This is a genomic window from Streptomyces sp. NPDC038280, from assembly GCF_055600045.1.
On record NZ_JBVJYZ010000003.1, the window covers coordinates 460,502 to 486,345 of the forward strand.

Sequence of the window (25,844 nt, forward strand, 5' to 3'; positions counted from 1 at the left end):
TCCGGCATTTCAGCGCGTCACCTAGGGGCATATCGAGTCGTGATCATCGGGTGGTCCTGGTGAGGTCCTTGATCCAGATCATCGAGGCGCGCAGGTGGAGACCGGCGAGGTAGCTGTCGGGAGTCTTGTCGTATCGGGTGGCGATGCCTCGTCATGCTTTGAGCTAGTTGATCAGGCGTTCGACGGTGTTCCGCTCCTTGTGGAGATCGGCGTCGTGGCTGACGGGTCGGCCACCTCTGGAGCCCTTCTTCTTCCGGGTGGCGGCCTGGTCCTTCTTCTCCGGGATGACCGCCTTGATACGGCGTTTGCGCAGGTGGGCGCGGTTTCCGCAGGACGAGTACGCCTTGTCCGCGGCGACCGCGTCCGGCCGGATGCGGGGTCGGCCGACGGGCCCGCGTACCTGTGTGATCAGGCCCTCCAGCAGGGCCGCGAAGACGCCGGCGTCACGCCCCTGCCGGAAGCGGTTGTGGACGGTCGACCAGGCGCCGAGCTCCGTCGGCGTCTCCCGCCACTGCCCGCCCGTCTTGAACCGCCAGATCACGCCCTCGAACTGCTGCCGCAGTCGCTCGGGGGTACGGGCCTTACTCGCCGATCGGCAGGTACGGCTCGATGAACTCCCAATCCGGATCGGTCAGTTGCACTCGAGTCACGTAAGACCGTCTATCGGACCGGACCGTGCCACGAAGGCACATCCCGCAAATTGATCACGACTCGATACGCGCCCTAGTACCGGGGTGCCCGTACGGACGGAGGGGGCCACCGGACCCCGGCGGCGCGGGTGAACACCGGGAGCGCCCATGCGGGCGGTTCGGGCGGCGGTCCCGGCTCAGGGTCCGGATCCCGGGGCGGCCACGGTTCCGTACCCGGCTTCCACGGCCTCTCCATCGCCACACGCAGTCTCGCCACGAACTCCAGGCAGGTGCCGTACCGCTCGTCGGGCGTCTTCGCGAGCGCCTTCCCCATCACCTCGTCGACCGCGCCCGGCAGATCGGGTCGTTCACCGGTGAGGGGAGGCGGCGGATCGTACTGATGGGCCCAGAGCAGCGCCATGTCGTCGTCCCGGCGGAAGGGCGGTACGCCGGCCAGCGTCTCGTAGACCACGCAGGCCAGGCTGTAGACGTCGCAGCGGGCGTCGACCGGCTTGCCCGAGATCTGCTCGGGCGCCACGTAGTCGAGCGTCCCGACGAACTGCCCGACCGTCGTGAACCCGGTCAGGGACAGCGACTTCTTCGTCAGACCGAAGTCGGTGAGATAGACATGCTCCGGGTGGTCGCTGTCGGTGCCCTCGGCGACCAGGATGTTGCCCGGCTTGACGTCCCGGTGCACCAGATCGTGCGCGTGCGCCGCGTCGAGTGCGGAGGCCACCTGTACGGCGATCCGCCCCGCCTTGTCGGGTGGCAGCGGGCCCTCCCGGTCCAGCAGCGCCCGCAGGTCCTGCCCGGCGACGAACCGCATGGCGATGTACAGCACGCCCTCCGTCTCGCCGGCCTCGAAGACCGGGACGATGTGCGGATGGTCGATCGCCGCGGCCACCCGCGACTCATGGGCGAATCGCTTGCGGAAGGTGTCGTTGCGGGCCAGTTCCGGCGCGAGCAGTTTCAGCGCCACCGTGCGGTCGAGCCGCAGGTCCCGCGCCCGGTAGACGACGGCCATCCCGCCGCGTCCGATCTCGCTCTCGACGAGGTAGTCCGCGATCTGCTTGCCGAGCAGGCCCGAAGGCCGGCCGATCGGCAGGTCCGTGTCACCGGCGCCGGGCGCGGCCATCATCCGTCACCCGCCGCGGCTGACGGCCGCCCGTCCTCGTCGCGCTCCACGAGCCGGGTGGCTTCGGGCGCGGGCTCCTGCCCGGGGTTCTCGTCGGTCCGTTCCACGAGCCGGGTGGCTTCGGGCGCGGGCTCCTGCCCGGGGTTCTCGTCGGTCCGTTCCACGAGCCGGGTGGCTTCGGGCGCGGGATCCTGCCCGGGGTTCTCGTCGGTCCGTTCCACGAGTCGCGTGGCTTTGGGCCCGGGGTTCTCGTCGGTCCGTTCCACGAGTCGCGTGGCTTCGGGCCCGGGGTCCTCGTCGGTCCGTTCCACGAGTCGCGTCGCCTCGGGCCCGAGACTCTGCCCGGCCCCCTCGTCGTCCCGCTCCACCAGCCGGGTGGGTTCCGGTGAGCCCTTCGGCGGCTGGAGCCCCACTACCTGCGTCGGTTCGCGCGGTACCGCGCCGGGGACCGGCGCGGCCGGCGCGACCGGTGCCTGCGGTTCGACGGCCGAGACCTGGGCCGCGGCCGACGGCCCCGCCGAAGCCGCGTACGTACTCAGCCGGGTGCCGTCGCAGTGCACCCAGCGCTCGTGCTCGGCGTCGTACAGCCACACCGCCTCGCCGTCCACGACCATCCCGACGCGCAGGCCGCGCGTCGCCCCGCGGAACCCCTCGCCGTCCATGCGCCCCGCCGCGAGGTCCTCCGCCGCCCGCCGATACCTGGCCAGGGACTCCTCCGCGCGCGCGAGCAGCGGGCGGGGATCGGCCGCCCTGGCCGGTGGCTGCCCGGCGGCGGGAGGGTCCGGCGGTACGGAGACGAGCAGCCGTCCGTCGACCCACGCGGACCAGCCGTTGGAGCACAGGATCCGCCCCCAGTCACCGACCCGGTCCAGCAGTTGTACCGGCAGGAACGGATCGAGCGGTTCCGTCGGGCGGTTCGGGTCGGGGGCCTCCCACGCCGGCATCCCCCCGCGCGGCACCACGTGGGTCGGCCGGAAGTCCGGGTCGAAGGAGCTGGCTGGACTGACGGGAAGGACCATGGGCGGCGCCTACTTTCGCTACTTGCGCATGATCACAGGCTCGTGCCGGCGGAGCAGTTTCGCGACCACGAACCCGAGAACCAGACAGAGCACCACCAGCATCCCCATGTCGAGCAGCCACGCGCTGAGCGTGTGCGCGAACAGCGGATCCGACGTCTTCTCGTTCGGGGCGATCTTCCCGAGGTCGACGGTGGATCCCATCGCCCCGAACGCCCAACGGGACGGGACCAGCCACGCCAGCTGCTCGATGACCGGCGAGCCCTTGATGGTCAGCAGTCCGCCGCAGAACACGACCTGGACGATCGCCAGGAGCACCAGGAGAGGCATGGTGACCTCCTCCTTGCGCACCAGCGCGGAGACGAACAGCCCGAGCATCATCGCCGTGAACGCCAGCAGGGCGACCGCGAGGGTGATCTCCACCAGCGGCGGGAGCAGCACGCCCTTGCCGCCGGGGGCGTTCAGCGGGACCCCGATCAGGGCCACCAGGGTCAGGACCACCGCCTGCACGACGGTGATCAGCCCCAGCACCACGATCTTGGACATCAGATACGCGGACCGGGACAGACCCACGGCTCTCTCCCGGCGGTAGATGGTCCGCTCCTTGACGAGCTCGCGCACCGCGTTGGCCGCGCCCGTCAGCACTCCGCCGACGCAGAGGATGAGCAGTACGTTCATCGTCGACTCTGGCCCGAACTCGCCCTCGGACAGCGCCCTGGCCATCGCGCCCATCACGAACGGCAACGCGATCATGATGGCCAGGAAGGTCCGGTCGGCGCCCAGCGCGGCCGCGTACCGGCGCACCAGCGTCCGCAGTTGAGCACCCCAGCTCTGTGCCTTCGGTGGCGGCTCGGGGGGAGTCACCTGCGCCCGCCCGGCCGCCACGCTCGGTCGCTGCCTGGCGCTTTCGCTGTCGATGTACCTCTGCTGGAAGGCCGACTGCCGGTACGACCCCGCCCAGTCGCGGCCCCGGTCGTTCTCGAACGCCTCGAACGCCTCCGGCCACTGCGAGAAGCCGAAGAAGGAGAGGGAGTCCTCGGGCGGCCCGAAGTAGGCGATCCGGCCACCCGGGGCCAGAACGAGCAGCCGGTCGCACACGTCCAGGCTGAGCACACTGTGGGTGACCACAATGACCGTACGGCCGTCGTCGGCGAGGCCGCGCAGCATGTGCATCACCGAGCGGTCCATCCCGGGGTCGAGGCCGGACGTCGGCTCGTCCAGGAACAGCAGCGAAGGCTTGGTCAGCAGCTCGAGAGCCACACTGACGCGTTTGCGCTGGCCGCCGGAGAGGCTGTGGATCGCCTGGTCCGCGCGCTGTTCCAGACCCAGCTCGCGGATGACCTCGTCCACCCGGGCCCGGCGCTCCGCCGCGGCGGTGTCCTCGGGGAAGCGCAGTTCGGCGGCGTAGGTGAGGGCGCGCTTGACGGTCAGTTGCTGGTGGAGGATGTCGTCCTGCGGCACGAGACCGATGCGCCGGCGCAGCTCGGCGTAGTCGCGGTAGAGATCGCGGCCGTCGTAAAGGACCGTGCCTCGGTCGGCGGGGCGTAGTCCCGTCAGCGCGTTGAGCAGCGTCGACTTGCCGGCGCCGCTGGGGCCGACGACAGCGAGCAGGCACTTCTGGCCCACGGGGAACGACACCTCGTCCAGGAGCGTCTTGCGGCCCTGGTCGACGGTGACCGCAAGGTCCTGCACGTCGAGCGAGACCTCGCCGGTGTCGGTGAACTCCACCAGTTGGTCGCCGATGAGACAGAACGCGGAGTGACCGATGCCGACGATGTCGTCGGGGGTGACGCGCGCGCGGTCGACGGGGCGGCCGTTGAGGAAGGTGCCGTTGTGGCTGCCCAGGTCATGGATCCAGTACGTGCCGTCCGGCTCCGCGCGCAGCTCGGCGTGGAGCCGCGAGACCGTCAGATCGTCGATGACCAGGTCGTTGTCGGGGCCGCGCCCGATCCGGACGGTCCTGACCGGCAGCGGACGGACCGAGGTCGGCCGGCGGAAGGTGCCGGTGGCGGCGGGCAGCGAGACCGAGGACGGCCGGGGCGTGGGGGGCGAGCCCCGCACCGGCGAAGCGGGTTCGGGTGAGGGCCCGGCCCCGGTTTCGGCCTGGGGTTCGGCCCCGGTTTCGGCCGCAGGTTCGGCCTGGGGTTCGGCCGCGGGTTCGGCCTGGGGTTCGGAAACGGATGGGCCGGGTTCGTACGAGACCGGGGGTCGCTGTCCGGGCTCGCCGGGTGTCTCTCGGCCGGGCCGTACGCGCGGTTCCGGTTGCGGTGCGGGCGCCCCGAAGAGGACGCCCAGCGGACCGTCCTCGGGATGCCCGAAGCGGATGACGGTTCCGGGCCCCACGCCCCGGACCTCGATGCGCCGCCCCTCCGCGAACGTGCCGTTGGTGCTGCCCTCGTCCTGCAGCGTCCAATGGTCACCCTCGGGCCGCAACACCGCGTGGTGCCACGAGATGCGCGCATCCACCAGCACGATGTCGCTCAATGGGTCGCGCCCGATGCGATATGCCCGGCTCGGACTCATCACCGTGGTGTCCCCGTCGATCTCGAGGACCAGCTCGGGCGCGGCGGGCACGACGGGCCGCTTTCCCATACATGGATTTTAACTTTCCGGGCCCCGACGCGCTCGGGGGCGCCCTCACGGCGAGCGGGGGCGGGCCCTGCGCGCGGCCCGTCTCAAAGGGGCCACAGGTATCGTGGTCGCCCCGGTTCACGTCGCGGAAGGAGGGGCCCGTGCCCAAGGGTGTGACCAAGCGCCGGCCCCGGACCCGCGCCGCGCTCCTGGCGGCCGCGCTCGAGGCCTTTGCCGAGCACGGCTTCCACGCCACGTCCATCGAGCAGATCTGCGAGCGCGCCGGCTACACGCGGGGCGCGTTCTACTCCAACTTCAGCAGCAAGGAAGAGCTCTTCCTCGCGCTGTTCGACGCCCACAGCGAACGCACCCTCAACCGGCTCGCCGCCGCGGTCGACGCGGTCGGCGCCGAGGAGTTCACCCTGGAGCGGCTCGCCGAACTCGCCTCACGGGTCGAGCCGGACGAGCGCGACTGGTATCTGGTCACCACCGAGTTCACCCTGCACGCGATCCGTGACCCGCAAGCCGCCTGGGTGCTGGCCCAGCACGACGCGCGGCTGCGGGCGGAGATCGCGCGTGGCCTGACGACCGTACTGCGCCGAGCCGGACGCGAACTGACCGTGGACGCCGATGAGTTCGCAAGGCTCCTCATCGCCGTGCGGGAGGGCGGCCTCGCGCAGAGCTATGTGGAGCCCGACAAGCTGCCGCCGGGGGCCCTCGAACGAACCTTCCTGACCTCGCTGTTGTCGGCCGTCACCACCGAGCGCTGAACACACTCCCCGGATGACGGCGAGCCGACGGCCGCGTCGGTCCCCCAGCCGCTCAGCCTGCTGAGCCCTCGGCCGCTCCGCCCCTCCGCCCCTCCGCCGTTCGGCCGCTCGGTCGCGTCAGTCGAAGAGGTCCGGGTCGGACGCCGTGATCTGGTCCCACAGCGGGCGTGCCTGGAACCATCCCGCCAGATGCGTCCCCACCTGGGAGCGGGTGATCAGGGCCGTCTCCCGGTCGATCAACTGCGGTGTTCCGGCGGCCATGGCGAGGAGCTGGGCCTGGCACGAGCGCTCCATGGTGATGAACCACCACACCGCCTCGGCCACCGAGTGACCCACCGTCAGCAGTCCGTGGTTCTTCAGGATCACCGCCTTGTGGTCACCGAGCGCGCGGGCCACCCGCTTGCCCTCCTCGACCTCGTTCACCACGCCCCGGTAGTCGTCGTAGATCCCGTGGTCCTCGAAGAACGCGCAGGCGTCCTGGGTGATCGGGTCCAGCGGGATGCCGAGGCTGGAGAACGCCTTTCCGTGCAGTGAGTGGGAGTGCGCGGCCGCGATCGCGTCCGGACGGGCGGCGTGCACCTGGGAGTGGATGACGAAGGCCGCCCGGTTCACGGGTCGCCGGCCCTCGAGCAGCGTGCCCTGGTGGTCGACCAGGATCAGGTCGGACGCCTTGATCTGCTGGAAGCTCATGCCGAACGGATTGACCCAGAAGGCGTCCGGGTTCTCCGGATCGCGGACGGTGATGTGCCCGGCGACCCCTTCGGAGAACCCGAACTTGCCGAACAGGCGGAATCCCGCCGCCAGTTGCTCCTTGCGGTACTGGCGTTCCTCCTCGACCGAGTCGAAGGTGGGCGGCATCGGCAGGGTGACACCCTCGGGCATCGGACCGACCGCCGCGGCGAGGGTGGCCGGGAGTTCGGTACGCGCGTCGGTGCTCATCAGGAACTCCAAGGGAGGAGGAGAGGGGAGCGGGGTGGCAAAAAGATACAGTCGTGTATCCGTTTGAACAATGGCCGGGTTCCGCGTGGGATCAATGTCGCGCGGGAGAAGGTGGTGGCGGCCGGGCTGGAACTGCTGGCGTTCTCCACCTTCGACGCGAGGACCTCGAAGATCCGCACCGAGGTGAACACGTGGACGGTGTCGCCTCGCCGACATTCACCGACTTCGCCGGGGAGGCGGATGCTTCGGATGACTCCGAACCGCGGGACTACGCGGTCATCAAGGGGTCGCGTTGCTCGCCTGCCTGGCCCACAGGGCGCGGATGCGGGTGCGGGACGACCTGGCGACGATGTTCCGAGGGGCTGGACGAGGCGGCGCCGGTGGAGGAGGCCGCCCGCCGCTTCACCGGCGTGTGACCGCGGCGACGAACCGTCTCCGGCTTCGGTGCAGCCGCCTGACGCGACATAAAACCGGCCCAGCCACGGGGTCTTGGCGCGCACAGCCAAGGCGACGGGCCACAGGGCGGCGCGCATCCGGCCTCAGCCCCGGGACGGCGTTGCCGCCGTCGCCCTCGCACTGCTCGGGCGTGGTCGCCACCGCGGCCCCTCAGGCGGGGACGGGCTCCAAGTCGCCACCGTCAAAGGGCGGATAGCTCTCGCTGCCCGTTCGCTCGGCCGCATCGATGTAGGCGGCAAGAGCGTCGCGGGAGTGGGCGAGGCTGGCCATCTGATCGTTCAGTCGCTGCAGCCGTGACCGCATCGCGGCCAGCAACTCGGGGCACCCGGGCAGCTCCGGGGCCTCTCCGAGCACACATGGCAGCACGTACGCGATGTCCTCGGAAGACAGACCGGCACCGAGCAGGTGCCGGATCTGCCTCACCCGCAGTACGGCGCTCTCGTCGTACTCGCGATAACCATTGGCGCCACGATCCGCCTCCAGCAGCCCCTGGGCGCCGTAGTAGCGCAACTGATGAGTGTGGACTCCCGTCCGACGACTCAGTTCCCCGATCCGCATGGCAACCTCGCTTGACCTTCATACCGGTATCAACGTTGACGATGCTGTCATGAACAACAGCACCGAAACACCCGTGACCATCATCGGACTTGGCCTGATGGGCCAGGCACTCGCCGGCGCGTTCCTGAAAGCCGGGCATCCCACCACCGTGTGGAATCGCACGTCCTCGAAAGCCGACCAACTGGTGGCCGAGGGCGCACGGCTGGCGCCGAGTGTCGGCGAGGCGCTCAAGGCGGGTTCGCTGACGATCATCTGCGTCACCGACTACCCGGCCCTGTACGAGCTCCTCGGCGCGAACGATGTCGAGCTGGACGGCACGATGTTGATCAACCTGACCTCGGGGAGCTCGGCCCACGCCAGGGAAGCCGCCCGATGGGCCGAGCAGCGTGGTGCCCGCTACCTCGACGGCGCCATCATGGCCATCCCGCCGACCATCGGCACCGCCGACGCGGTGATTCTGCACAGTGGGCCGCAGGCGGACTTCGAGGCGCACGAGTCGACACTCGGCGCGCTCGGCACCGTCTCCTACCTGGGGGCGGACCATGGGCTCGCGTCGCTGTACGACGTGGCCGGCCTGGCCATGATGTGGAGCGTCCTGAACGCGTGGCTCCAGGGCACGGCCCTGCTCAGGACGGCCGGAGTCGACGCCGCGACGTACGCGCCGTTCGCGCGGCAGATCGCCGCCGGTGTGGCCGAATGGCTGCCTGGATACGCCGAGCAGGTCGACAGTGGCTCCTTCACGGCCGAGGTATCCGCCCTGGAGAGCGACGCACGGGCGATGGAGCACCTGATCGAGGAGAGCGAGGCAGTGGGGGTGAACGCCGAACTGCCGAAGTTGCTCAAGACCATGGCCGACCGGGCGATCGCCGCCGGACACGGCAAAGAGCAGTATCCCGTGCTGATCGAGGAGTTCGGCAAGCTCCGCAACGACTGACCGACCCCGACCCCGACCCCGACCCCGACCCGGACATCGGGATCCAACCAGCTCGGAGAAGGGGGAGTCTGTCCCGGACCGCCGCACCTCACGACCACCGCCGCCTCGCCGAGCTGCTGATGCCGACTCCGCCGACCGGGAGAAGGCGAGCTGGGGCAGTGGGCGACGAGTGATCGCCCGTGGACCGGCGGACCAAGCTGCGCTGTTCGGCCCCGCACCGCTGCGGTGCGGGGCCGAACAGCGCGGATTGCTACGAGGGCCGGACCGTGGTCGTTCCTCGGATGCCTCAGCGCCGCGCGCCTTGACGGCGTGAGGAGGGCGGGCGGCGCGGAGGAGTCACTCAGGGACGTCAAGATCCAGTACTGGCGGCTTTCGGGCTTACCTCGGCGCTACCCCGGGTAGGGGTCTTGTGTCCCGGGAAGGCGCTGGCTACGGTCGCAGAAAGCGCTTACTCCGACGACTGGTACGACGACCGCCGATCGATGACTGCCCGCCGTATGTGTACGTCGGCCGACGACCTCGCCAGGAGCCCCTGTGCCGACCACGCACCACCCGCGATCCCGCACGGACCTGCTCATCTACACCCGCACCCACGGCTACCGCCATGACTCCATCCCGGCCGGCGCCACCGCCCTCGCCGAACTCGCCAAGGACCAGGGTCTCGTTCCCGAGACAACCGAGGACCCCGCCACCCTCGCTCCCGAGCGCCTCGCCCGCTGCGCCGCGGTCGTCTTCCTGTCCACCACCGGCCCGGTCCTCACCGGCCGGTCCCGCGCGGCCCTGGAGGCGTACGTACGCGGCGGCGGCGGCTTCCTCGGGGTGCACGCGGCCGCCAACGCCGAGCCCGACTGGCCGTTCTACGGAGAGCTCCTCGGTACCCGCTTCGACGGCCACCCCGAGATCCAGCCCGCCGAGGTCCACGTCGAGGACCCCCACCACCCCGCCACCGCCCATCTCCCGGCCCGCTGGAGCTGGACGGACGAGTGGTACAACTTCACGGCCAACCCGCGCTCCGCCTCCGTCCACGTCCTGGCCCGCGTCGACGAATCCACCTACCGCGGCGGCACGCTCGGTAGCGACCATCCCCTGGCGTGGTGCCACACCGTCGGACGGGGCCGCTCCTGCTTCACCGCGCTCGGCCACAGCGCGGAGGCGTACGCCCATCCCGACTTCCGCGCCCACCTGGCCGGAGCCCTGCGCTGGGCGGCCGGCTCCCCCTGACCCCCGCCGGTGCACCCCGCTCCGGCGCTGCTCGCCCCATCCCGCCGCTCGGACCCGGCCCCCGGCCCGCCTTGCGAGGCCGGTCCCGAGGCGTCAGGGTCGAGTAGGCGACCGACCCGAGGAGGACGGACCCATGCCCATCGCCACGGTGAACCCCGCGACCGGCGAGACACTCAAGTCCTACGAAGCGCTCGGCCCCGAGGGTGTCGAACGGTGTCTGGCCGATGCCGACGCCGCCTTCCGGGCCTATCGCGCCACCGGGTTCGCCGAACGCGCCCAGCTGCTCAAACGCGCCGCCGACCTGCTGGAGCAGGACCAGGAGGACATCGCCCGGACGATGACCCTCGAGATGGGCAAGCCGCTCGCGGCGGCGCGCGCCGAGGCCGCCAAGTGTGTCAAGGCGATGCGTTGGTACGCCGAGAAGGCCCCGGAGCTGCTCGCCGACGAACACCCGGCGGAGTCGGACGTCCGCGATTCCGGCGCCTCCGCCGCGCGTACGCACTACCGCCCCCTCGGCGTCATCCTGGCCGTCATGCCGTGGAACTTCCCGCTCTGGCAGGTCGTACGGTTCGCGGCGCCCGCGCTGATGGCCGGCAACGTCGGCCTCCTCAAGCACGCCTCGAACGTGCCGCAGACGGCGTTGTACCTCGGCGATCTCTTCCACCGGGCCGGCTATCCCCGTGGGTGCTTCCAGACCCTGCTCATCGGGTCCGGCGCCGTCGAGTCGGTCCTGCGCGACCCCCGAGTCGCCGCCGCCACCCTGACCGGCAGCGAGCCGGCCGGCCGCGCGGTCGCGTCCGTCGCCGGTGACGAGGTCAAGAAGACCGTGCTGGAGCTGGGCGGCAGCGACCCCTATGTGGTGATGCCGTCGGCCGACATCGACAAGGCCGCCGCGACCGCCGTGACCGCCCGGGTGCAGAACAACGGCCAGTCGTGCATCGCGGCCAAGCGGTTCATCGTCCACACCGACGTGTACGACGCGTTCGCGGAACGGTTCGCGGCCGGGATGGCGGCGCTGACCGTCGGCGACCCGCTCGACGAGTCCACCGACGTGGGGCCGCTCGCCACCGAGCAGGGCCGCGCGGATCTGGAGGAGCTGGTCGACGACGCCGTGCACCACGGGGCGACCGTGCTGTGCGGCGGGGGCCGCCCGGAGGAACACGACCGGGGCTGGTTCTACCGGCCCACCGTCCTCGCCGACGTCACCCCGAAGATGCGGATCGACCAGGAGGAGACCTTCGGGCCCGTCGCCACGCTCTACCGCGTGTCGAACCTGGACGAAGCCGTGGAACGCGCCAACGCCACACCGTTCGGTCTCAGTTCCAATGTGTGGACCCGTGAGGACGAGGACGTCGAACGGTTCGTCCGCGATGTGCAGGCGGGCGGGGTCTTCGTCAACGGCATGACGGCTTCCCACCCCGCTCTGCCCTTCGGAGGCGTGAAGCGCTCCGGGTACGGACGCGAGCTGTCGGGCCATGGCATCCGTGAGTTCTGCAACGTCACCACGGTGTGGCAGGCGGCGGACAAGGACTGACCAGGCCGGCGGACACGGACTGACGCCGCGAAGCCCGGAGAGGCGAGCGCAGAGCGGAACGAGAGGCGAGCGCAGAGCGGAACGAGAGGCGAGCGCAGAGCTCAAGGAGCGGCGAGCTCAGAGCGGAGGGAGCGGCGGCGTCGGGATCTCGGCCGACGGGCCCGGCGCCGTCCCCTCGCCGAACGGGCTTCCGCCCAGCTTCTCCCGGTGATGCGGCGTCAGCCAGCCCGCCGGGTCCGGGCCCACCGGCACGATCCTGGTCGGATTGATGTGCTTGTGCACCTGGTAGTAGTGGCGCTTGATGTGATCGAAGTCGACCGTGTCGCCAAACCCCGGTGTTTGGTACAGATCGCGTGCGTACGCCCACAGCACGCGGTCCTCGGCCAGCTTGTTCCGGTTGCACTTGAAGTGACCGTGGTAGACGGCGTCGAAGCGCACGAGCGTGGTGAACAGCCGGATGTCCGCCTCCGTGATCGTGTCACCCATCAGGTACCGCCGGTCAGCGAGGCGCCGCGACAACGCGTCCAGACGTGCGAAGAGCTTGCCGTACGCCTCCTCGTACACCGCCTGCGAGCGGGCGAACCCGGCCTCGTACACGCCGTTGTTGACGTCGCGGAAGATGTCCTCCATCAGCGCGTCCATCTCATCGCGCAGCGGCTCCGGGTAGAGGTCCGGTGCCCCCTCCCGGTGCAGGGCGGTCCACTCGGTCGCGAAGTCCAGTGTGATGCTCCGGTAGTCGTTCGTCACCAGCGTCCGGGTCGGTATGTCGACGATCGCCGGTACGCTCACCCCGCCCGGGTGGTTCTTCTCGCGCGCGTCATAGGCCTCCTTCAGGAAGCCGATCCCGAGCACCGGGTCCCGGCCGTCCGGATCGAGGGTGAAGCGCCAGCTGCGCTCGTCCTGGATCGGGTCCGCCACGGCGACGGAGACGGCGTGCTCCAGTCCTAGCAGCCGCCGGGAGACCAGCGCGCGGCTCGCCCAGGGGCAGGCGCGACTGACGACCAGCCGGTAGCGGCCCGGCTCCACGGGCCAGCCGTCGCGGCCGTCGGCCGTGATCCGGTCCGTGAAGTGGCTGGGTGAACGCACGAAGGCGTCGCTGTCGCCCGCCGAGGCAGCACGGGTACGGGTCTTGCTGTTCACGAGGACGCTCCCTCCGGTCGATGCGCGGGTACCCGACGGGTGCGTGTCCACTCCACGAGCTCGTCGGCCGTCCAGGTGTTGATCACCCGGTCCACGGGCACCCCGCACTCCTCGGCCCGTGCGCAGCCGAAGATCTGCCAGTCCAGCTGGCCGGGCGCGTGCGCGTCCGTGTCGATCGCGAAGAGGACCCCGGCGGCGACCGCCCGGCGCAACAGTCTGCGCGGCGGGTCGAGCCGCTCGGGACGGCTGTTGATCTCCAGCGCCGTCCCCGCCTCGGCGCACGCCGCGAACACCTGCTCCGCGTCGAACTGCGACTCGGGCCTGCCACGCCCGGTGACGAGCCGCCCCGTGCAGTGCCCGAGGACGTCCATCAGCGGGTTGCGCACGGCCTTCACCATGCGCCGTGTCATCGCGGGGGCGTCCATCCTGAGCTTGGAGTGGACCGAGCCGACGACGAGATCGAGCCGGTCGAGCAGTTCCGGTTCCTGGTCGAGCGAGCCGTCCAGCAGGATGTCGCATTCGATCCCCGTCAGCAGACGGAAGGGCGCCCACCGCTCGTTGAGTTCGGCCACCACGTCCAGCTGCTCCCGCAGTCGTTCCGGGGACAGCCCGCGGGCGACGGTCAGCCGCGGCGAGTGATCGGTGAGGACGGCCCACTCGTGACCCAGGGCCTCGGCCGCACGGCCCATCTCGTCGATGGGGCTGCCGCCGTCCGACCAGTCCGAGTGCAGATGGCAGTCGCCGCGCAGGGCGGCCCGCATCAGCTCTCCGCCCCCGGCCCGGGGCAGCCCGCTCTCCTCCTCCAGATGAACGAGGTAGGAGGGAGTCTCACCGGCCAGCGCCTCCCGCACGACCTGGGCCGTCTTCGGGCCGATGCCCTTGACGGCCTCCAGTGTTCCCGCGGCGGCCCGCTGGGCGGCCTCACCCTCGGCCATGGCGGCGACCGCCGCCGACGCCGTACGGAAGGCCTTGACGCGGTACGTGGGCGCCTGGGAGCGCTCGAGGAGAAAGGCGATCCTGTCCAGGGCAGCAACGGGATCCATCGCCGCGTCTCCTTCCTTCGCCCCCTGCCGCCCTGTCCGTCCGGGGTTTCACACGGTGTCGGGCGGTCACACCGGCGCCCGGGCGTTCACGCCGACCGGCTTCCGCCTCAACCCGGCCCGGCCCGCTCTCGGCTCACGCCGGTTCGCTCACCCCGCCCTGGTCCGGTCGGCCCGAGCCGGCCGGCGGGGGACCGATCTCGCACCACACCGCCTTTCCCTCGCCCCGGGGTTCCACCCCCCAGCGCGTGGCCAGCGCGTCCAGAAGCAGCAGCCCGCGCCCCGAGGTCGCCGCCTCACCGGGTGTACGCCGCCGGGGCCAGGCACTCGAACGGTCCTGCACCGACAACCGCACCCTCCGCACCGGCTCGGGCAGCACCTCCAGCGTCAGCACCGCACCGCCCTCGGTGTGCAGCAGCACATTGACCAGCAGTTCCCCGGTGATCAGCTCGGCGTCGTCGGCCAGGGAGCCCATGTCCCAGTCGCGCAGCGCCTCGCTCACGGCCGACCGGGCGTCGGAGAGGCCCTGCGGGTCCGCCTGGTGGATGTACTGGTGTATGCGCGGCGCTCGCGGCGTGCCCGGGTCCGGGCTGCGCCGCAGTACCAGCAGCGCCACGTCGTCACCGGAGCCCCAGCGCTCCCACAGCTGCTCCGACAGATGGTCCGCGAGCGCCTCCGCCTGCGGCGGGCCGGTACTGATCGCCTCCGCCAGGGCGTCGAGCCCGCTGTCGATGTCCGACCCCGGCTGCTCGACCAGACCGTCCGTGTACAGCACCAGCGTCTCGCCCGGCACCAGGTCGAGCCGGGTCTCCGGGAACTCCTCCTCCCCGAAGACCGAGGCGAGCCCCAGGGGCAGCCCGCCGCGGAGCTTGGGGAGACCCACCCGGCCGTCCGTGTGGCGGATCATCGGCCCGAGGTGGCCCGCGCGGACCGCCCGTACCGTGCCCCCGTCGAGGTCCACCTGCGCGTACGTACAGGTCGCGAACCGCGCGGTGTCCAGTTCGGCGAGAAAACGCGACGCCCTGGCGAGCACGGTCGACGGGGCGTGCCCCTCACCGGCGTACGCCCGCAGCGCGATCCGCAGCTGCCCCATGATCGCAGCCGCGTGGGTGTCGTGCCCCTGCACGTCCCCGACGACGATGCCGACACGTCCGCGCGGCAGCGAGATCACGTCGTACCAGTCGCCGCCGACCTGCCGGCCGCTCCACGCCGCGTGATAGCGCACCGCGATCTCGCCGCCCGTGATCTCCGGGATGCGGCGCGGCAGCATCGTCGACTGCAGACCCGTCGCCAGCTCCCGCTCCTCGTCGAAGAGGATGGCCCGCTGGAGCGACTGGGCGACGATCGCGGCCAGTCCGAGGCAGAGGTTGCGCTCATCGGCGGTGAACGCCGTACGGCCCCGGTAGAACAGCGCCATACCGCCGAGCGAACGCGCCTGGGCGATCAGCGGCAGATAGGCGGCCGCCTTGAACTTCAGCCGGCCGATATAGGGCGCGAGGACGGGAAAGTCCCGGCCCAGCGTGGAGAACTTGCTCACGAACAGCGGACGGCCGTCCATCACCGTCTCGGCCAGCGGCAGCCCTCGCTCCAGCCGCCGCGCCCTCAGCCCGTCGAGCACCTCCAGCGAATCGCCGCTCAGCGCGATGATGTTCAGCGACCCGTTCTCGACGAGGCCGAGCGCGAGGCCGTCCGCTCCCAGCCGCGCGAGCCCGCCGGGGCCGGTCAGCGCGGCCGTCACATCGTCGACGGTCACCGCCCGGGACAGCGCGTGCGTCGTGCGCTCGACGATGCTCGTCTGCACCTGCCGGCGCTTCTCCAGTTCCAGCAGGAAGGCCGAATGGGTGACCTCGGCGGTCGTGTCCCGGACGATCCCGACGATCCGGTGTCCTCTGCCGGTCTCGTCCCGCAGGATCCGGGCCTGCACATGCGTCCACTGCTCCGTGCCGTCCTCCGCCGACATGCGGAAATGCGCGGTGTAGGAGGAACGGCCGCTGCTCAGGGCCTCCCGGATGACGGAGTCCAGCTGGTCGCGCTCTTCCGTGTCGAGGTTGTGGACGAGCGCGGCGGGCCGGCCGTCGAAGGTGTCAGGATCCAGGCCGAAGACAAGCAGGCCCGCCTCGTCGACATCGATGGTTCCTGAGTCGAGATCCCAGTCGAAACTGCCGGTGCGGTTCATGGCGAGCCGCTCCATTGGCCCGATCTCGCCGCTGAGCTGCCCGTCCGGTGCCGGGCGTGGCGGCGAGCCGGTGAGCTGTCCCCGGTCGTCGTCGGTCATCCCACCCATTGTCGAACCCACCGCCCGGGAATGCCATGGCGGCGACACAGGCAACCGTGCGCCGGTCGAGTGGCCGTCCACCCGCGCCGGTGGGCCCGCCGCGGACGCGTCAGGTGTGCCGCGGTGCGGGCTGCAGAACGGCGAACACGGCGCCGGAGGGATCCGCGAGCCACGCGATCCTGCCCACGTCGGGGACGTCGGCGGCGGGCATCAGGACCGTTCCGCCGGCCGCCCGGGTCCTGGCCGCGATCGCGTCCGCGTCCTCCGCGGTGAAGTAGGGGACCCAGCGCGCCTCCTGGGCGTCGCCCTGGAGCGGGGCGATCCCGCCGAACGAGGCGTCCTGCTGGTCCCCGTCTGCCGTCGACAGCACCCTGTACGTCATGCCCGGAGCCGGCATCTCCTGCGAGCGCCAGCCGAAGAGCGAACGGTAGAACGCGACGGCGGCCTCCGGATCGCCCACGTGCAGCTCCGCCCAGCACAGCGTGTGGGTGTCCGAAGTCGTTTCGAGACCCTTGACGGCGGCCGGCTGCCACACGGCGAACTCGGCGCCGCCCGGGTCGGTGAGGCACGCCATCCGGCCGGCGTCCATGACGTCGAACGCGTCGACCCGGATGGTCCCACCGCCCTGCTCGGCCGCCCGCGCGGTGGCGGCGGCGTCGGGCGTCTGGAAGTACACCGTCCAGGCGGGACGGGCCCCTTCCTCGGTGAGCGGCCCGAGCGCGCCGAGCGTCTTCCCGCCCTTCTTGAAGAAGCCGTACCCGCCCGCGTCCGGTCCCGCCGACTCGAAGTCCCAGTCGAAGACCGCCCGGTAGAAGTCCGCGGAGGCCGAGGTGTCGGGGCTGCCGAGATCGAGCCAGCTGGGGGAGCCGGTGGTGAAGTCCGTACCGAGCATGGGGCGGTTCCTGCCTTTCTGGGGTGTCTGCTGACACGATTGCCCATCGTCCGCTCGGGGCCCGGTTCGCGGCAGCCGTACGGGCCGGGGTTCATCCGCACGGACCACCACCCGCGTACACCGCCCCCGGGAGGCCGCCCCCGCTCACCAGCCGTCTCGGTGCACCACGCTGCGCACCGGCTTGCGGCTGAGCGGTCCGAACCGGCCCATCGGCCATCCCACGGGTATCACCGCGAAGGTCCGCACATCCCGGGGAATCCCCAGGGCCCGCTTCCACTCCCGCTCCAGCATCAGATGCCAGATGGTGATGTTGGCGCCGAGCCCCAGGCCGCGGGCCGCGAGCAGCAGGTTCTGGACGCCCGGGTAGACGCTGGCCGCCTCCGCCAGTACCTCGAAGCGGGCCCGGCCGCGCATCAGCCGGGCGAGGCCGCCCGCGCCGAGGGCGGCCGCCGACGCCTTCGTACCGGCCAGGTCGGGCCGTACGGACGGGTATCGGTAGCAGGGGATGACCAGTGCCGGGGTCTCGGCGAAGGTGTCGCGCTGGTAGCGGATGGCCTTGGTCAGGCGCTCGAACGCGGTGTCGTCCATGCCGGGAGGCGCGGACCGGCCCGCCGTGGCCAGATAGGCGTCCACGCACCTCTCCCAGAGCGGCGCCAGCCGAGCCATCACCGCGCGGTCGGTGACGACCACGTACTGGTAGCGCTGTGCGTTGGAACCGCTGGGCCCCCAGACCGCCGCCTGTATCAGCCGGTCCAGCAGCTCATCGGGCACCGGGTCGGGCCGCAGCCGTCGCATCGCCCGCGCGGTGGACATGATGTCGAAGAGACCCGGGTCCTCGTGATCGTCGCTCATGACCGCGGAGCATAGGGCTCCGGCGCCCTCCCCGGTCGCCCGGATGCGGTACGGGTGGACGGCCAGGAGAATGACGTCATCCGGACTAACGAGGAGGCGGCATGAACGCTGAGTCCGATTCGACCTCGAAGACGCTGGGCCCGACCCCGGACAGACTTCTGCACACCGGCTCGGAGGGTGAGATCGCCGCCGAGGACCTGGTGCTGGCCTCGGGGCGGGACGTGACACCCGCGAATCTGGCCTGGGCGGAGCGGCGACTGGCCGCGAAGGGACGGGCGTCCCTCGACGAGCTGCTGCCCTGACGCGCGGGGCCCGGACGGGCCCGGAGTACGGGAGCGGGCCGCCCCCGGCGTGGGGGTGGGCCCGCGTCCCGGTGAGTCCGGCACCCCGTGAGCCGGGCCCTAGTGAGAGGTCGGCACCGGGACGAGGCCGTCCGCGACCAGGCCGGTCAGGACGGCCTCGCCCAGGGCCTGTACCGCGGAGTGCGGGCGGACCATCACGGTGATCTCCTTGATCCGGTCCTCGGGGTCGAGGTGCAGCAGGTCGATGCCGTGTATCTGCTTGCCGTTCACGGTGGCCCTGAAGAGCAGGACGCCCGCCGGCGCCTCGGTGCCGTCGGCGCCGGTCTCGGCGTCGCCGTCGAACTCCCCGATGTACCGGAAGTCCTCGAAGGTCCGCAGGAGGACTCCGAAGAGACCCATCACCAGGGGCTTTCCTTCGAACGGCGTGAACTTCACGGGGCTGTAGAGCCGGATGTCGTCGGTGAGCAGGTCGCCCAGAGCGGCGAGGTCGCGGCTGTCCACGGCGGCACGGAAGCGGTCCACGGCGGTCATGGATTCTCCTCATAGTCATGTTTCTGAGTAGTCAGTTTCATGACTATCATGAAACGGGTTCAGGAACAGGGGAACTCGTGAGCGGAGCGGCGAGGAGAAGGGGGGCGGTTCCATGGCGCTGCGGCACGCCGTTCTGGCGGCGCTGCTCGACGAGGAGTTGAGCGGCTATCAGCTGGCCAAGGCCTTCGACATGGGTGTGGCGAACTTCTGGCACGCGCTGCCCCAGCAGCTCTACGCCGAGCTGACCAAGCTGGAGAAGGAAGGGCTCGTCGCCGGCCGCGAAGTGGTTCAGGACACGCGCCCCAACAAGCGCCTGTTCCGGGTCACCGACGCCGGACTCGCCGAGCTGGAACACTTCGCCGGGGCGACCACCAAGCCCTCCTTCATCCGTGAGGATCTGCTCGTCAAGGTGCAGGCCGCCGACCATGTCGACACGGAGACCCTCATCGCGCAGCTCACCGAACGGGCCTCCTTCGCCGGGGCGAAGATCGAGCTGTTCGACGTACTGCTGCGGAAGATGCGCGGAGACCGGGGCGAGGAGGAGTTCCTGCGCCACGGCGACCGGATCGGCCCCTATCTGACCTGTCTGCGCGGTCTGGAATTCGAGCGGGGCAACCGCGACTGGTGCGAGCGCGCCGTCGCGATCCTGACGGAAAGGCGGGCTGCCCGTGCCCAGGGGTGAGTACACGCGCTTCGTCGCTCTGGGCGACAGCCAGACCGAGGGGCTCGGCGACGGCGACGACACCGGAGGCCCGCGGGGGTTCGCCGACCGGCTCGCGGAGCGCCTCGCGCGGCACAACCCCGGCGTCCGGTACGCCAACCTCGCCGTACGCGGTCGCCTCGTAGGACAGGTCCGCGGGGAGCAGCTCGCGCCCGCGCTCGCCCTGAATCCGGACCTCGCCACCGTCGTCGCCGGGGTCAACGACCTGCTGCGGCCCCGCTTCGACGCGGACGAGGTCGCCGGTCACCTGGAGGCGATGTTCGCGGCGCTCACCGCCCGGGGAGCCGTCGTCATGACCCTCACCTTCCCGGACGTCACGCGTATCACGCCGCTGGCCCGACCCCTCGGCTCACGGGTCGTCGCGCTGAACGACCGGATCCGGCAGGCGGCGCGGCGGCATGACGTCGTCCTCGCCGAGACCTCCCGCCACCCCGTGGTCACCGACCCCCGCCTGTGGAGCCCCGACCGGCTCCACGCCAGTCCGCTCGGGCACGAACGCATCGCCGCCGCCCTGGCCCACGCCCTCGGGCTGCCCGACAGCGACGACTCCTGGACGCACCCGCTGCCCGAGCCGTTGGCGGCTGCCGCCGGGTGGCGCGCCGCGGCCGGCGAACTGCGCTGGGCCGCGTCCTTCCTCGGGCCCTGGCTCGGACGGCGCCTGCGCGGCCGCTCCTCCGGCGACGGCCGCGCGGCCAAACGCCCGGAGCTGCTTCCCGTACTCACCGCTCCGGCGCCCGACGCGGCGAAGGAGTCCGGTGCATCCCCGGGCGAGGCCCTGCCCCGGCCGTAGCTCTTCCGCCGAGAAGCCCTCTTCCAGATTCTTGGAACACGTTCTACTCTGGCGCGGCCGCAGCCGCGGGCCAGCGAGCGCGAGACGCCTGGAGGGGCCGTGCACCTCGAATACACGCCTGAACAGCAGCAGTTGCGCGCCGAACTGCGCGCCTACTTCGCCGAGCTCGTCCCGGACAACGTCTACGCCCGCTACGCCGATCCCGCGGCCCAGAAGCGCTTCTACCGCGAGACCATCCGCCGTCTCGGTACCGACGGCTGGCTCGGCGTCGGCTGGCCGGAGCAGTACGGCGGCCGCGGGCTCAGCCCCATGGAGCAGTTCATCTTCTTCGACGAGGCCGCCCAGGCGGGCGTCCCGTTGCCGTTGATGGCGCTCAACACCGTCGGCCCCACGATCATGCAGTTCGGCACCGACGAGCAGAAGGCCTACTTCCTGCCCAGGATCCTCGCCGGCGAGATCGACTTCGCCATCGGCTACAGCGAGCCCGACGCCGGCACCGACCTCGCGGCCCTGAAGACGCGCGCGGTCAGGGAGGGTGACGAGACCACCGGCCATTACACGGTCAACGGACAGAAGATCTGGACCACCAACGGCGACACCGCCGACTGGGTGTGGCTCGCCGTCCGCACCGACCCGGACGCCCCGCCCCACAAGGGCATCACCATGCTCCTCGTCCCGACCAGCGACCCCGGCTACTCCTGCACCCTGATCAACACCCTCGCCTCGCACGACACCACGGCCAGCTACTACGAGAACATCCGCGTCCCGGCCTCCCGGCGGGTCGGTGAGGAGAACAAGGGCTGGCGCCTGATCACCAACCAGCTCAACCACGAGCGCGTCACCCTCGCCGCCCACGGCACCATGGCCATCCGCGCCCTGCACGACGTCCAGCGCTGGGCGGCCGACACCGAACTCGCCGACGGGCGCAGGGTCATCGACCTCGGATGGGTCAGGAAGCGCCTCGCGCAGACCCACACCAAGCTCGACGCGATGAAGCTCCTCAACTGGCAGATGGTCAACGCCGTCCAGGAGTCGACCCTCACCCCGCAGGACGCCTCCGCCGTCAAGGTCTACGGCTCCGAGGCACGCCGCGACGCCTACGCCTGGCTCATGGAAGTCGTCGGCTCCGCCGGCGCCCTGAAGGAGGGCTCGGCGGGAGCGGTCCTCCACGGCGAGCTGGAGCGGGGCTACCGCTCCGCCGTCATCTTCACCTTCGGCGGCGGCAACAACGAGATCCAGCGCGAGATCATCTCCTGGATCGGGCTGGGCATGCCGCGGGTGCGGCGCTAGGTCGTGTCCGGAAAGTCTTGCCTGGCGCCTCGTTCCCCGCGGCGCGCGCACCGATCCGGCGGCGCGCGGCAGCTCGCGCGTACGCCTCCTCGCCCCCTCACGTCCATGAGCCGTACGACAGACCGACGCCGCCCCGGCGGCCCTCCCACCCCCGCCCACCGCTGCCGGCACGGCACAGCGCCGCGATCCCAGGAGCCCCGCAGGGCCACCAGCGCCCCTTCCTGCCCACCCGCCCAGGTCACGACTCGGGGCCGCCACCCCCCGCCCCGTACAAACTCCGCAGACGGGCGGCCATACTGTTCGGGCCGGGGAGGGCGCAGCGAAATGACGGGGGCGACAGCACGCGATGGCGGACAGGCTGATCCAGGGCCGGTACCGGTTGATCGAACAAATCGGGCGCGGCGGCATGGGCGAGGTGTGGAGCGCCACCGACGAGGCGCTCGGCCGTCGCGTCGCCGTCAAGTGCCTCAAACCGCTGGGACCGCAGCAGGACAAGGACTTCATGCGGATCCTGCGCGAGCGTTTCCGCCGCGAGGCCCGTGTGGCCGCCGCGCTCCAGCACCGGGGCGTCACCGTCGTCCATGACTTCGGCGAGGACGACGGCGTGCTCTATCTGGTGATGGAGCTCCTCGACGGCCGCAACCTCAGCCAGCTCCTGGAGGAGAACAAGCAGCACCCGCTCCCCGTCGACGACGTCGTGGACATCGCCGAACAGGTCGCAGACGCCCTCGACTACACCCACCGCCAAGGCATCGTCCACCGCGACCTCAAGCCCGCCAACATCATGCGGCTGGGCGACGGCGCCGTGAAGATCTGCGACTTCGGGATAGCGCGCCTCGCCGCCGACATCGGCTTCACCTCGCGGCTCACCGGCACCGGCATCGCCATGGGCACCCCCCACTACATGTCGCCCGAGCAGATCAGCGGCGGCGAAGTGGACCACCGCAGCGATCTGTACTCACTCGGCTGCGTCCTGTACGAGATCGCCACCGGCGTCCCGCCCTTCGATCTCGACGACGCCTGGGCAGTCCTCGTCGGACACCGCGACACCTCGCCCGAGCCGTTGCGCGCCCACCGGGCCGAACTGCCCGGCTATCTCGACCGGATCGTCCTCGACCTGCTCGCCAAGAAGCCCGAAGGGCGGCCCGGCGACGCCGCCGACCTGCGCCGCAGGATCCTCTCGGGCCGCTCCGGCCCCGTCCTGGTCGAACCGTCCGTCCGGCCGCCGCAGCCGCCCTCGCGCGCCCCTCGGCTGCCGTCCTGGACGCACGGCATGACCACCGGACACAAGGCCGCCGGAACGTCCGGACCGCGCACCACCCCGCACGACCCGTCGGCCGGCCTGACGGGGGAGTGGACCGCCCCCGCGCCGATCGTGCCCGGCGTCCCCACGGACCCCTCGCTCCCGGTGCCGCACGTCGCCGCGCACCCGCTGCACGCGCCGCCGCGCCCGGACCGCCCCACGCCGTCGCCGGAACAGACCGCGGTCCTGCACAGCCGGCACAGCGCGGGCCTCAGCCTCGGCCGCCTCGGCCGCTGGGAGGAGGCCGGCGAGGTGCACCGCTCGGTCGCCGTCGAGCGCGGGCAACTCCTCGGCCCCGAGCACCCCGACACCCTCGCCAGCCGCTACGAAGTCGGCTTCACCCTCAGCAGGACCGGGCGCGACGCCGACGCGCTGCGGGAGTTCGGCGGCGTCGCCGAGGGCCGCGCCCGGACCCTCGGTCCCGACCACCCCGACACGCTCGCCGCCCGCCAGGAGATGGCGTACGTACTGGGCCGGCTCGGACGTCACGTCGACGCCCACCAGGTGTACGCGGCGGTGCTCGCGTCCCGGGAACGCACCATGGGACCCGACCATCCCGACACCCTGCGCTGCCGCCACAACCTGGCCTTCAACCTGGGCCGGCTGGGCCGCCTCGAGGAGTCCTACCGGTTGGCGCACGACGTGGCCGAGGCGCGCGCCCGCCTGCTGGGCGCCGGGCACCCCGACACGCTGGTCACCCGCTACGAAGTCGCCTACACCCTGGGGCAGCTGGGACGCTGGCCGGAGGCGCTGGCGACCTACCGCGAAGTCGCCGAGGCCCGCGCCGCCGTCCTCGGCGCCGACCACGCCGACACCCTCGCCGCCCGCTACGAGGTCGGCATCAGCCTCGGCCGGCTCGGCCGCAGCGCCGAAGCGCTGACCCTCTACCGGGACCTCGTCGGGGCCCGCACCCGCGTCCACGGCCCCGCCGACCCCGAGACCTTGCGCGCTCGCCACGGCCTCGGCGTCAACCTCGGCCGGCTCGCCCGCTGGGAGGAGGCCCTGGCGGAGGCCCGTGACGTCTGCGCGCTCCGCGAGCGGGTCCTCGGCGCCGACCATCCGGACACGCTGGTCAGCCGCCGCGAGATCGCGGTCGGTCTCGGCTGGCTCGGCCGCTGGGGCGACGCCCTCGCCGTCTACCGGCAGGTCGCCGAATCCCGTGAACGCGTCCTCGGTGGCGACCACCCCGACACCCTCGCCGGCCGCAATGACGAGGCGCACTGCCTGGAGCAGCTCGGCCGGCACGCCGAGGCCGTCGAGGTGTACCGGCGGGTGGCGGCGCTGCGCCGCCGGCTCGACAGTGCCGCCCCCTGACCCCTCGCGCACACCGCACGACGCGTGTTACGAAGAGCCATGCCAGCACAGCGCTCGTACGACGCCGTCATCGTGGGCGGCGGCCACAACGGACTGGTCGCCGCCGCCTACCTCGCCCGCGCGGGGCACACCGTCCTCGTCCTGGAACGCCTCGGCACCACCGGCGGGGCGGCCATCTCCACCCGGCCGTTCGCGGGCGTGGACGCCCGCCTGTCGCGCTACTCGTACCTGGTCTCGCTGCTTCCCGACACGATCGTGCGCGAGCTGGGCCTGCGGTTCGCCGTCCGCAAGCGGACCGTCTCCTCGTACACGCCCAAGGGCGACGGCGGTCTGCTGGTCGGCGGCGGACCCGAGCGCACCCGCGCCTCCTTCGGCGCGCTGACCGGCTCGGACCGGGAGTACGCGTCCTGGGAGCGCTTCTACGGAAGGACCCGGCAGGTCGCCGAGCGCGTCTTCCCGACCCTGACCGAGCCGCTGCCCACGCGCGAGGAGCTGCGCGCCAGGATCGACGAGGACGAGACCTGGCGGACGCTCTTCGAGGAGCCCATCGGGGTCGCCATCGAGCGGGAGTTCGGCGACGACCTCGTCCGCGGCGTCGTCCTCACCGACGCGCTGATCGGCACCTTCGCCGACGCCCACGACCCCTCCCTGGTCCAGAACCGCTGCTTCCTCTACCACGTCGTCGGCGGCGGAACCGGCGACTGGGACGTCCCCGTCGGCGGGATGGGCGCGCTCACCGACGCCCTCGCGGACGCGGCACGGGCGGCGGGCGCCGAGATCGTCACCGGCCACGAGGCCACTCGGATCGAGACCGACGGGCGGTCCGCGGAGGTCTCGTACCGCACGGACAGCGGCGAGGGACGCGTCGCGGCGCGGCACGTCCTGGTCAACGCCTCGCCCCAGGCACTCGCCACCCTCCTCGACGCGCCCGCGCCCGAGGCCGCGGAAGGTGCGCAGCTGAAGGTCAACATGCTCCTGACCCGGCTCCCGAAGCTCAAGGACACCTCCGTCGACCCGCGCGAGGCGTTCGCCGGCACCTTCCACATCGCCGAGGGGTACGGGCAGTTGGGCACCGCGTACCGGGAGGCCGCCGAGGGACGGCTGCCGGCCGCGCCGCCGTCCGAGATCTACTGCCACTCGCTCACCGACCCGTCGATCCTCGGACCGGAACTCGCCGCCCGTGGCTACCAGACCCTGACCCTCTTCGGCCTGCACACCCCGGCCCGGCTGTTCACCGACGACAACGACGCGGCCCGCGCGGCCCTCCTCACGTCCACCCTCGCCGAACTCGACGCCCATCTCGCCGAGCCGATCGCCGACTGCCTGGCCGTCGACGCCGAAGGCCGCCCCTGCGTCGAGGCCAAGACCCCGCTCGACCTGGAACGGGACCTGCGCCTGCCCGGCGGCCACATCTTCCACCGCGACCTCGCGTTCCCGTACGCGAGTGAGTCCACCGGCCGCTGGGGAGTGGAGACCGCCCACGCCAATGTCCTGCTCTGCGGAGCGGGCGCGGTCAGGGGCGGCGGGGTGAGCGGCATCCCCGGCCACAACGCGGCGATGGCGGTACTCGGCCGTTGACGCGACATGCCGCCCGGGCTCGGGCATGAAGCCAAGCTGTGGCAGCGGTTAAG

Annotated in this window: 21 protein-coding genes and 1 pseudogene; 10 read left to right on the forward strand and 12 right to left on the reverse strand. The window is 71.6% G+C overall.

Annotation, left to right across the window (positions count from 1 at the left end):
- Positions 1-43: 43 nt before the first annotated feature.
- From ACZ7J0_RS10430 to ACZ7J0_RS10445, 4 genes and pseudogenes are all read right to left on the reverse strand, one after another.
- Positions 44-650 (reverse strand): annotated as a pseudogene (locus tag ACZ7J0_RS10430) (transposase).
- Positions 651-723: 73 nt separating this feature from the next.
- The gene (locus ACZ7J0_RS10435) at positions 724-1,764 is read right to left on the reverse strand and encodes a serine/threonine-protein kinase (RefSeq protein WP_470885898.1); all 1,041 of its coding nucleotides are present in this window, start codon (positions 1,762-1,764) and stop codon (positions 724-726) included.
- A complete protein-coding gene (locus ACZ7J0_RS10440) occupies positions 1,764-2,783 on the reverse strand; it encodes an SH3 domain-containing protein (protein ID WP_470885900.1) in 1,020 nt (339 codons plus the stop codon). Before ACZ7J0_RS10440 ends, ACZ7J0_RS10435 begins: the two co-directional genes overlap by 1 nt.
- 18 nt (positions 2,784-2,801) lie before the next feature.
- Entirely contained in the window at positions 2,802-5,372 is a 2,571-nt protein-coding gene (locus ACZ7J0_RS10445; protein WP_470885901.1) for an FHA domain-containing protein, read from the reverse strand.
- 140 nt (positions 5,373-5,512) lie between these two features.
- Between ACZ7J0_RS10445 and ACZ7J0_RS10450 the strand changes: the two genes are divergently transcribed.
- Entirely contained in the window at positions 5,513-6,121 is a 609-nt protein-coding gene (locus ACZ7J0_RS10450) for a TetR/AcrR family transcriptional regulator (RefSeq protein ID WP_470885903.1), read from the forward strand.
- Between the two features lie 117 nt (positions 6,122-6,238).
- Here the strand turns inward: ACZ7J0_RS10450 and ACZ7J0_RS10455 are convergent, their stop codons facing one another.
- Positions 6,239-7,060, reverse strand: coding sequence for a class II aldolase/adducin family protein (locus ACZ7J0_RS10455; protein ID WP_470885905.1), 822 nt, complete (start codon positions 7,058-7,060; stop codon positions 6,239-6,241).
- Between the two features lie 606 nt (positions 7,061-7,666).
- Complete coding sequence (locus ACZ7J0_RS10460) at positions 7,667-8,074, reverse strand: MerR family transcriptional regulator (protein WP_470885906.1); 408 nt, start codon at positions 8,072-8,074, stop codon at positions 7,667-7,669.
- A 49-nt stretch (positions 8,075-8,123) separates the two neighbouring features.
- Between ACZ7J0_RS10460 and ACZ7J0_RS10465 the strand changes: the two genes are divergently transcribed.
- The 3 genes from ACZ7J0_RS10465 (at position 8,124) to ACZ7J0_RS10475 (ending at position 11,763) form a co-directional block, all read left to right on the forward strand.
- The gene (locus ACZ7J0_RS10465; RefSeq protein ID WP_470885907.1) at positions 8,124-9,008 is read left to right on the forward strand and encodes an NAD(P)-dependent oxidoreductase; all 885 of its coding nucleotides are present in this window, start codon (positions 8,124-8,126) and stop codon (positions 9,006-9,008) included.
- 534 nt (positions 9,009-9,542) lie between these two features.
- Entirely contained in the window at positions 9,543-10,229 is a 687-nt protein-coding gene (locus ACZ7J0_RS10470) for a ThuA domain-containing protein (RefSeq protein WP_470885909.1), read from the forward strand.
- Between the two features lie 133 nt (positions 10,230-10,362).
- Positions 10,363-11,763: an NADP-dependent succinic semialdehyde dehydrogenase gene (locus ACZ7J0_RS10475; protein WP_470885910.1), complete on the forward strand. Its 1,401-nt coding sequence runs from the start codon at positions 10,363-10,365 to the stop codon at positions 11,761-11,763.
- Between the two features lie 117 nt (positions 11,764-11,880).
- Here ACZ7J0_RS10475 and ACZ7J0_RS10480 read toward each other — a convergent pair whose 3' ends face one another.
- From ACZ7J0_RS10480 to ACZ7J0_RS10500, 5 genes are all read right to left on the reverse strand, one after another.
- Entirely contained in the window at positions 11,881-12,903 is a 1,023-nt protein-coding gene (locus ACZ7J0_RS10480) for a glutathione S-transferase family protein (protein ID WP_470885912.1), read from the reverse strand.
- Complete coding sequence (locus ACZ7J0_RS10485) at positions 12,900-13,946, reverse strand: PHP domain-containing protein (protein WP_470885914.1); 1,047 nt, start codon at positions 13,944-13,946, stop codon at positions 12,900-12,902. The genes ACZ7J0_RS10480 and ACZ7J0_RS10485 overlap by 4 nt, the downstream gene beginning before the upstream one ends.
- Before the next feature lie 133 nt (positions 13,947-14,079).
- Positions 14,080-16,218 (reverse strand): SpoIIE family protein phosphatase, encoded by a 2,139-nt coding sequence (locus tag ACZ7J0_RS10490; protein WP_470885916.1) that lies wholly within the window; start codon positions 16,216-16,218, stop codon positions 14,080-14,082.
- A 109-nt stretch (positions 16,219-16,327) separates the two neighbouring features.
- A complete protein-coding gene (locus ACZ7J0_RS10495; protein WP_470885918.1) occupies positions 16,328-17,110 on the reverse strand; it encodes a VOC family protein in 783 nt (260 codons plus the stop codon).
- A 144-nt stretch (positions 17,111-17,254) separates the two neighbouring features.
- Positions 17,255-17,962 (reverse strand): nitroreductase family protein, encoded by a 708-nt coding sequence (locus tag ACZ7J0_RS10500; protein WP_470885920.1) that lies wholly within the window; start codon positions 17,960-17,962, stop codon positions 17,255-17,257.
- A gap of 101 nt (positions 17,963-18,063) precedes the next feature.
- Here ACZ7J0_RS10500 and ACZ7J0_RS10505 point away from each other — a divergent pair, with 101 nt between their 5' ends.
- Positions 18,064-18,264 carry a hypothetical protein gene (locus tag ACZ7J0_RS10505; protein WP_470885922.1) on the forward strand — a complete coding sequence of 67 codons (201 nt, stop codon included), beginning with the start codon at positions 18,064-18,066 and terminating at the stop codon, positions 18,262-18,264.
- Positions 18,265-18,363: 99 nt separating this feature from the next.
- On the opposite strand, the gene ACZ7J0_RS10510 is transcribed toward ACZ7J0_RS10505, so the two are convergent.
- On the reverse strand, positions 18,364-18,795 hold the full coding sequence (locus tag ACZ7J0_RS10510; RefSeq protein WP_470885923.1) for a nuclear transport factor 2 family protein: 432 nt from the start codon (positions 18,793-18,795) through the stop codon (positions 18,364-18,366).
- 112 nt (positions 18,796-18,907) lie between these two features.
- Between ACZ7J0_RS10510 and ACZ7J0_RS10515 the strand changes: the two genes are divergently transcribed.
- The 5 genes from ACZ7J0_RS10515 to ACZ7J0_RS10535 all read left to right on the forward strand — a co-directional run bounded on the left by ACZ7J0_RS10515 (position 18,908) and on the right by ACZ7J0_RS10535 (position 25,791).
- On the forward strand, positions 18,908-19,477 hold the full coding sequence (locus ACZ7J0_RS10515) for a PadR family transcriptional regulator (protein ID WP_470885925.1): 570 nt from the start codon (positions 18,908-18,910) through the stop codon (positions 19,475-19,477).
- Positions 19,464-20,306: an SGNH/GDSL hydrolase family protein gene (locus ACZ7J0_RS10520; RefSeq protein ID WP_470885926.1), complete on the forward strand. Its 843-nt coding sequence runs from the start codon at positions 19,464-19,466 to the stop codon at positions 20,304-20,306. The genes ACZ7J0_RS10515 and ACZ7J0_RS10520 overlap by 14 nt, the downstream gene beginning before the upstream one ends.
- 99 nt (positions 20,307-20,405) lie before the next feature.
- On the forward strand, positions 20,406-21,596 hold the full coding sequence (locus tag ACZ7J0_RS10525) for an acyl-CoA dehydrogenase family protein (protein ID WP_470885928.1): 1,191 nt from the start codon (positions 20,406-20,408) through the stop codon (positions 21,594-21,596).
- Between the two features lie 346 nt (positions 21,597-21,942).
- Positions 21,943-24,213, forward strand: a complete 2,271-nt coding sequence (locus tag ACZ7J0_RS10530) for a serine/threonine-protein kinase (RefSeq protein WP_470885929.1) — start codon at positions 21,943-21,945, stop codon at positions 24,211-24,213.
- Between the two features lie 39 nt (positions 24,214-24,252).
- Positions 24,253-25,791, forward strand: a complete 1,539-nt coding sequence (locus ACZ7J0_RS10535; RefSeq protein WP_470885931.1) for a phytoene desaturase family protein — start codon at positions 24,253-24,255, stop codon at positions 25,789-25,791.
- The last annotated feature ends 53 nt before the right edge of the window (positions 25,792-25,844 follow it).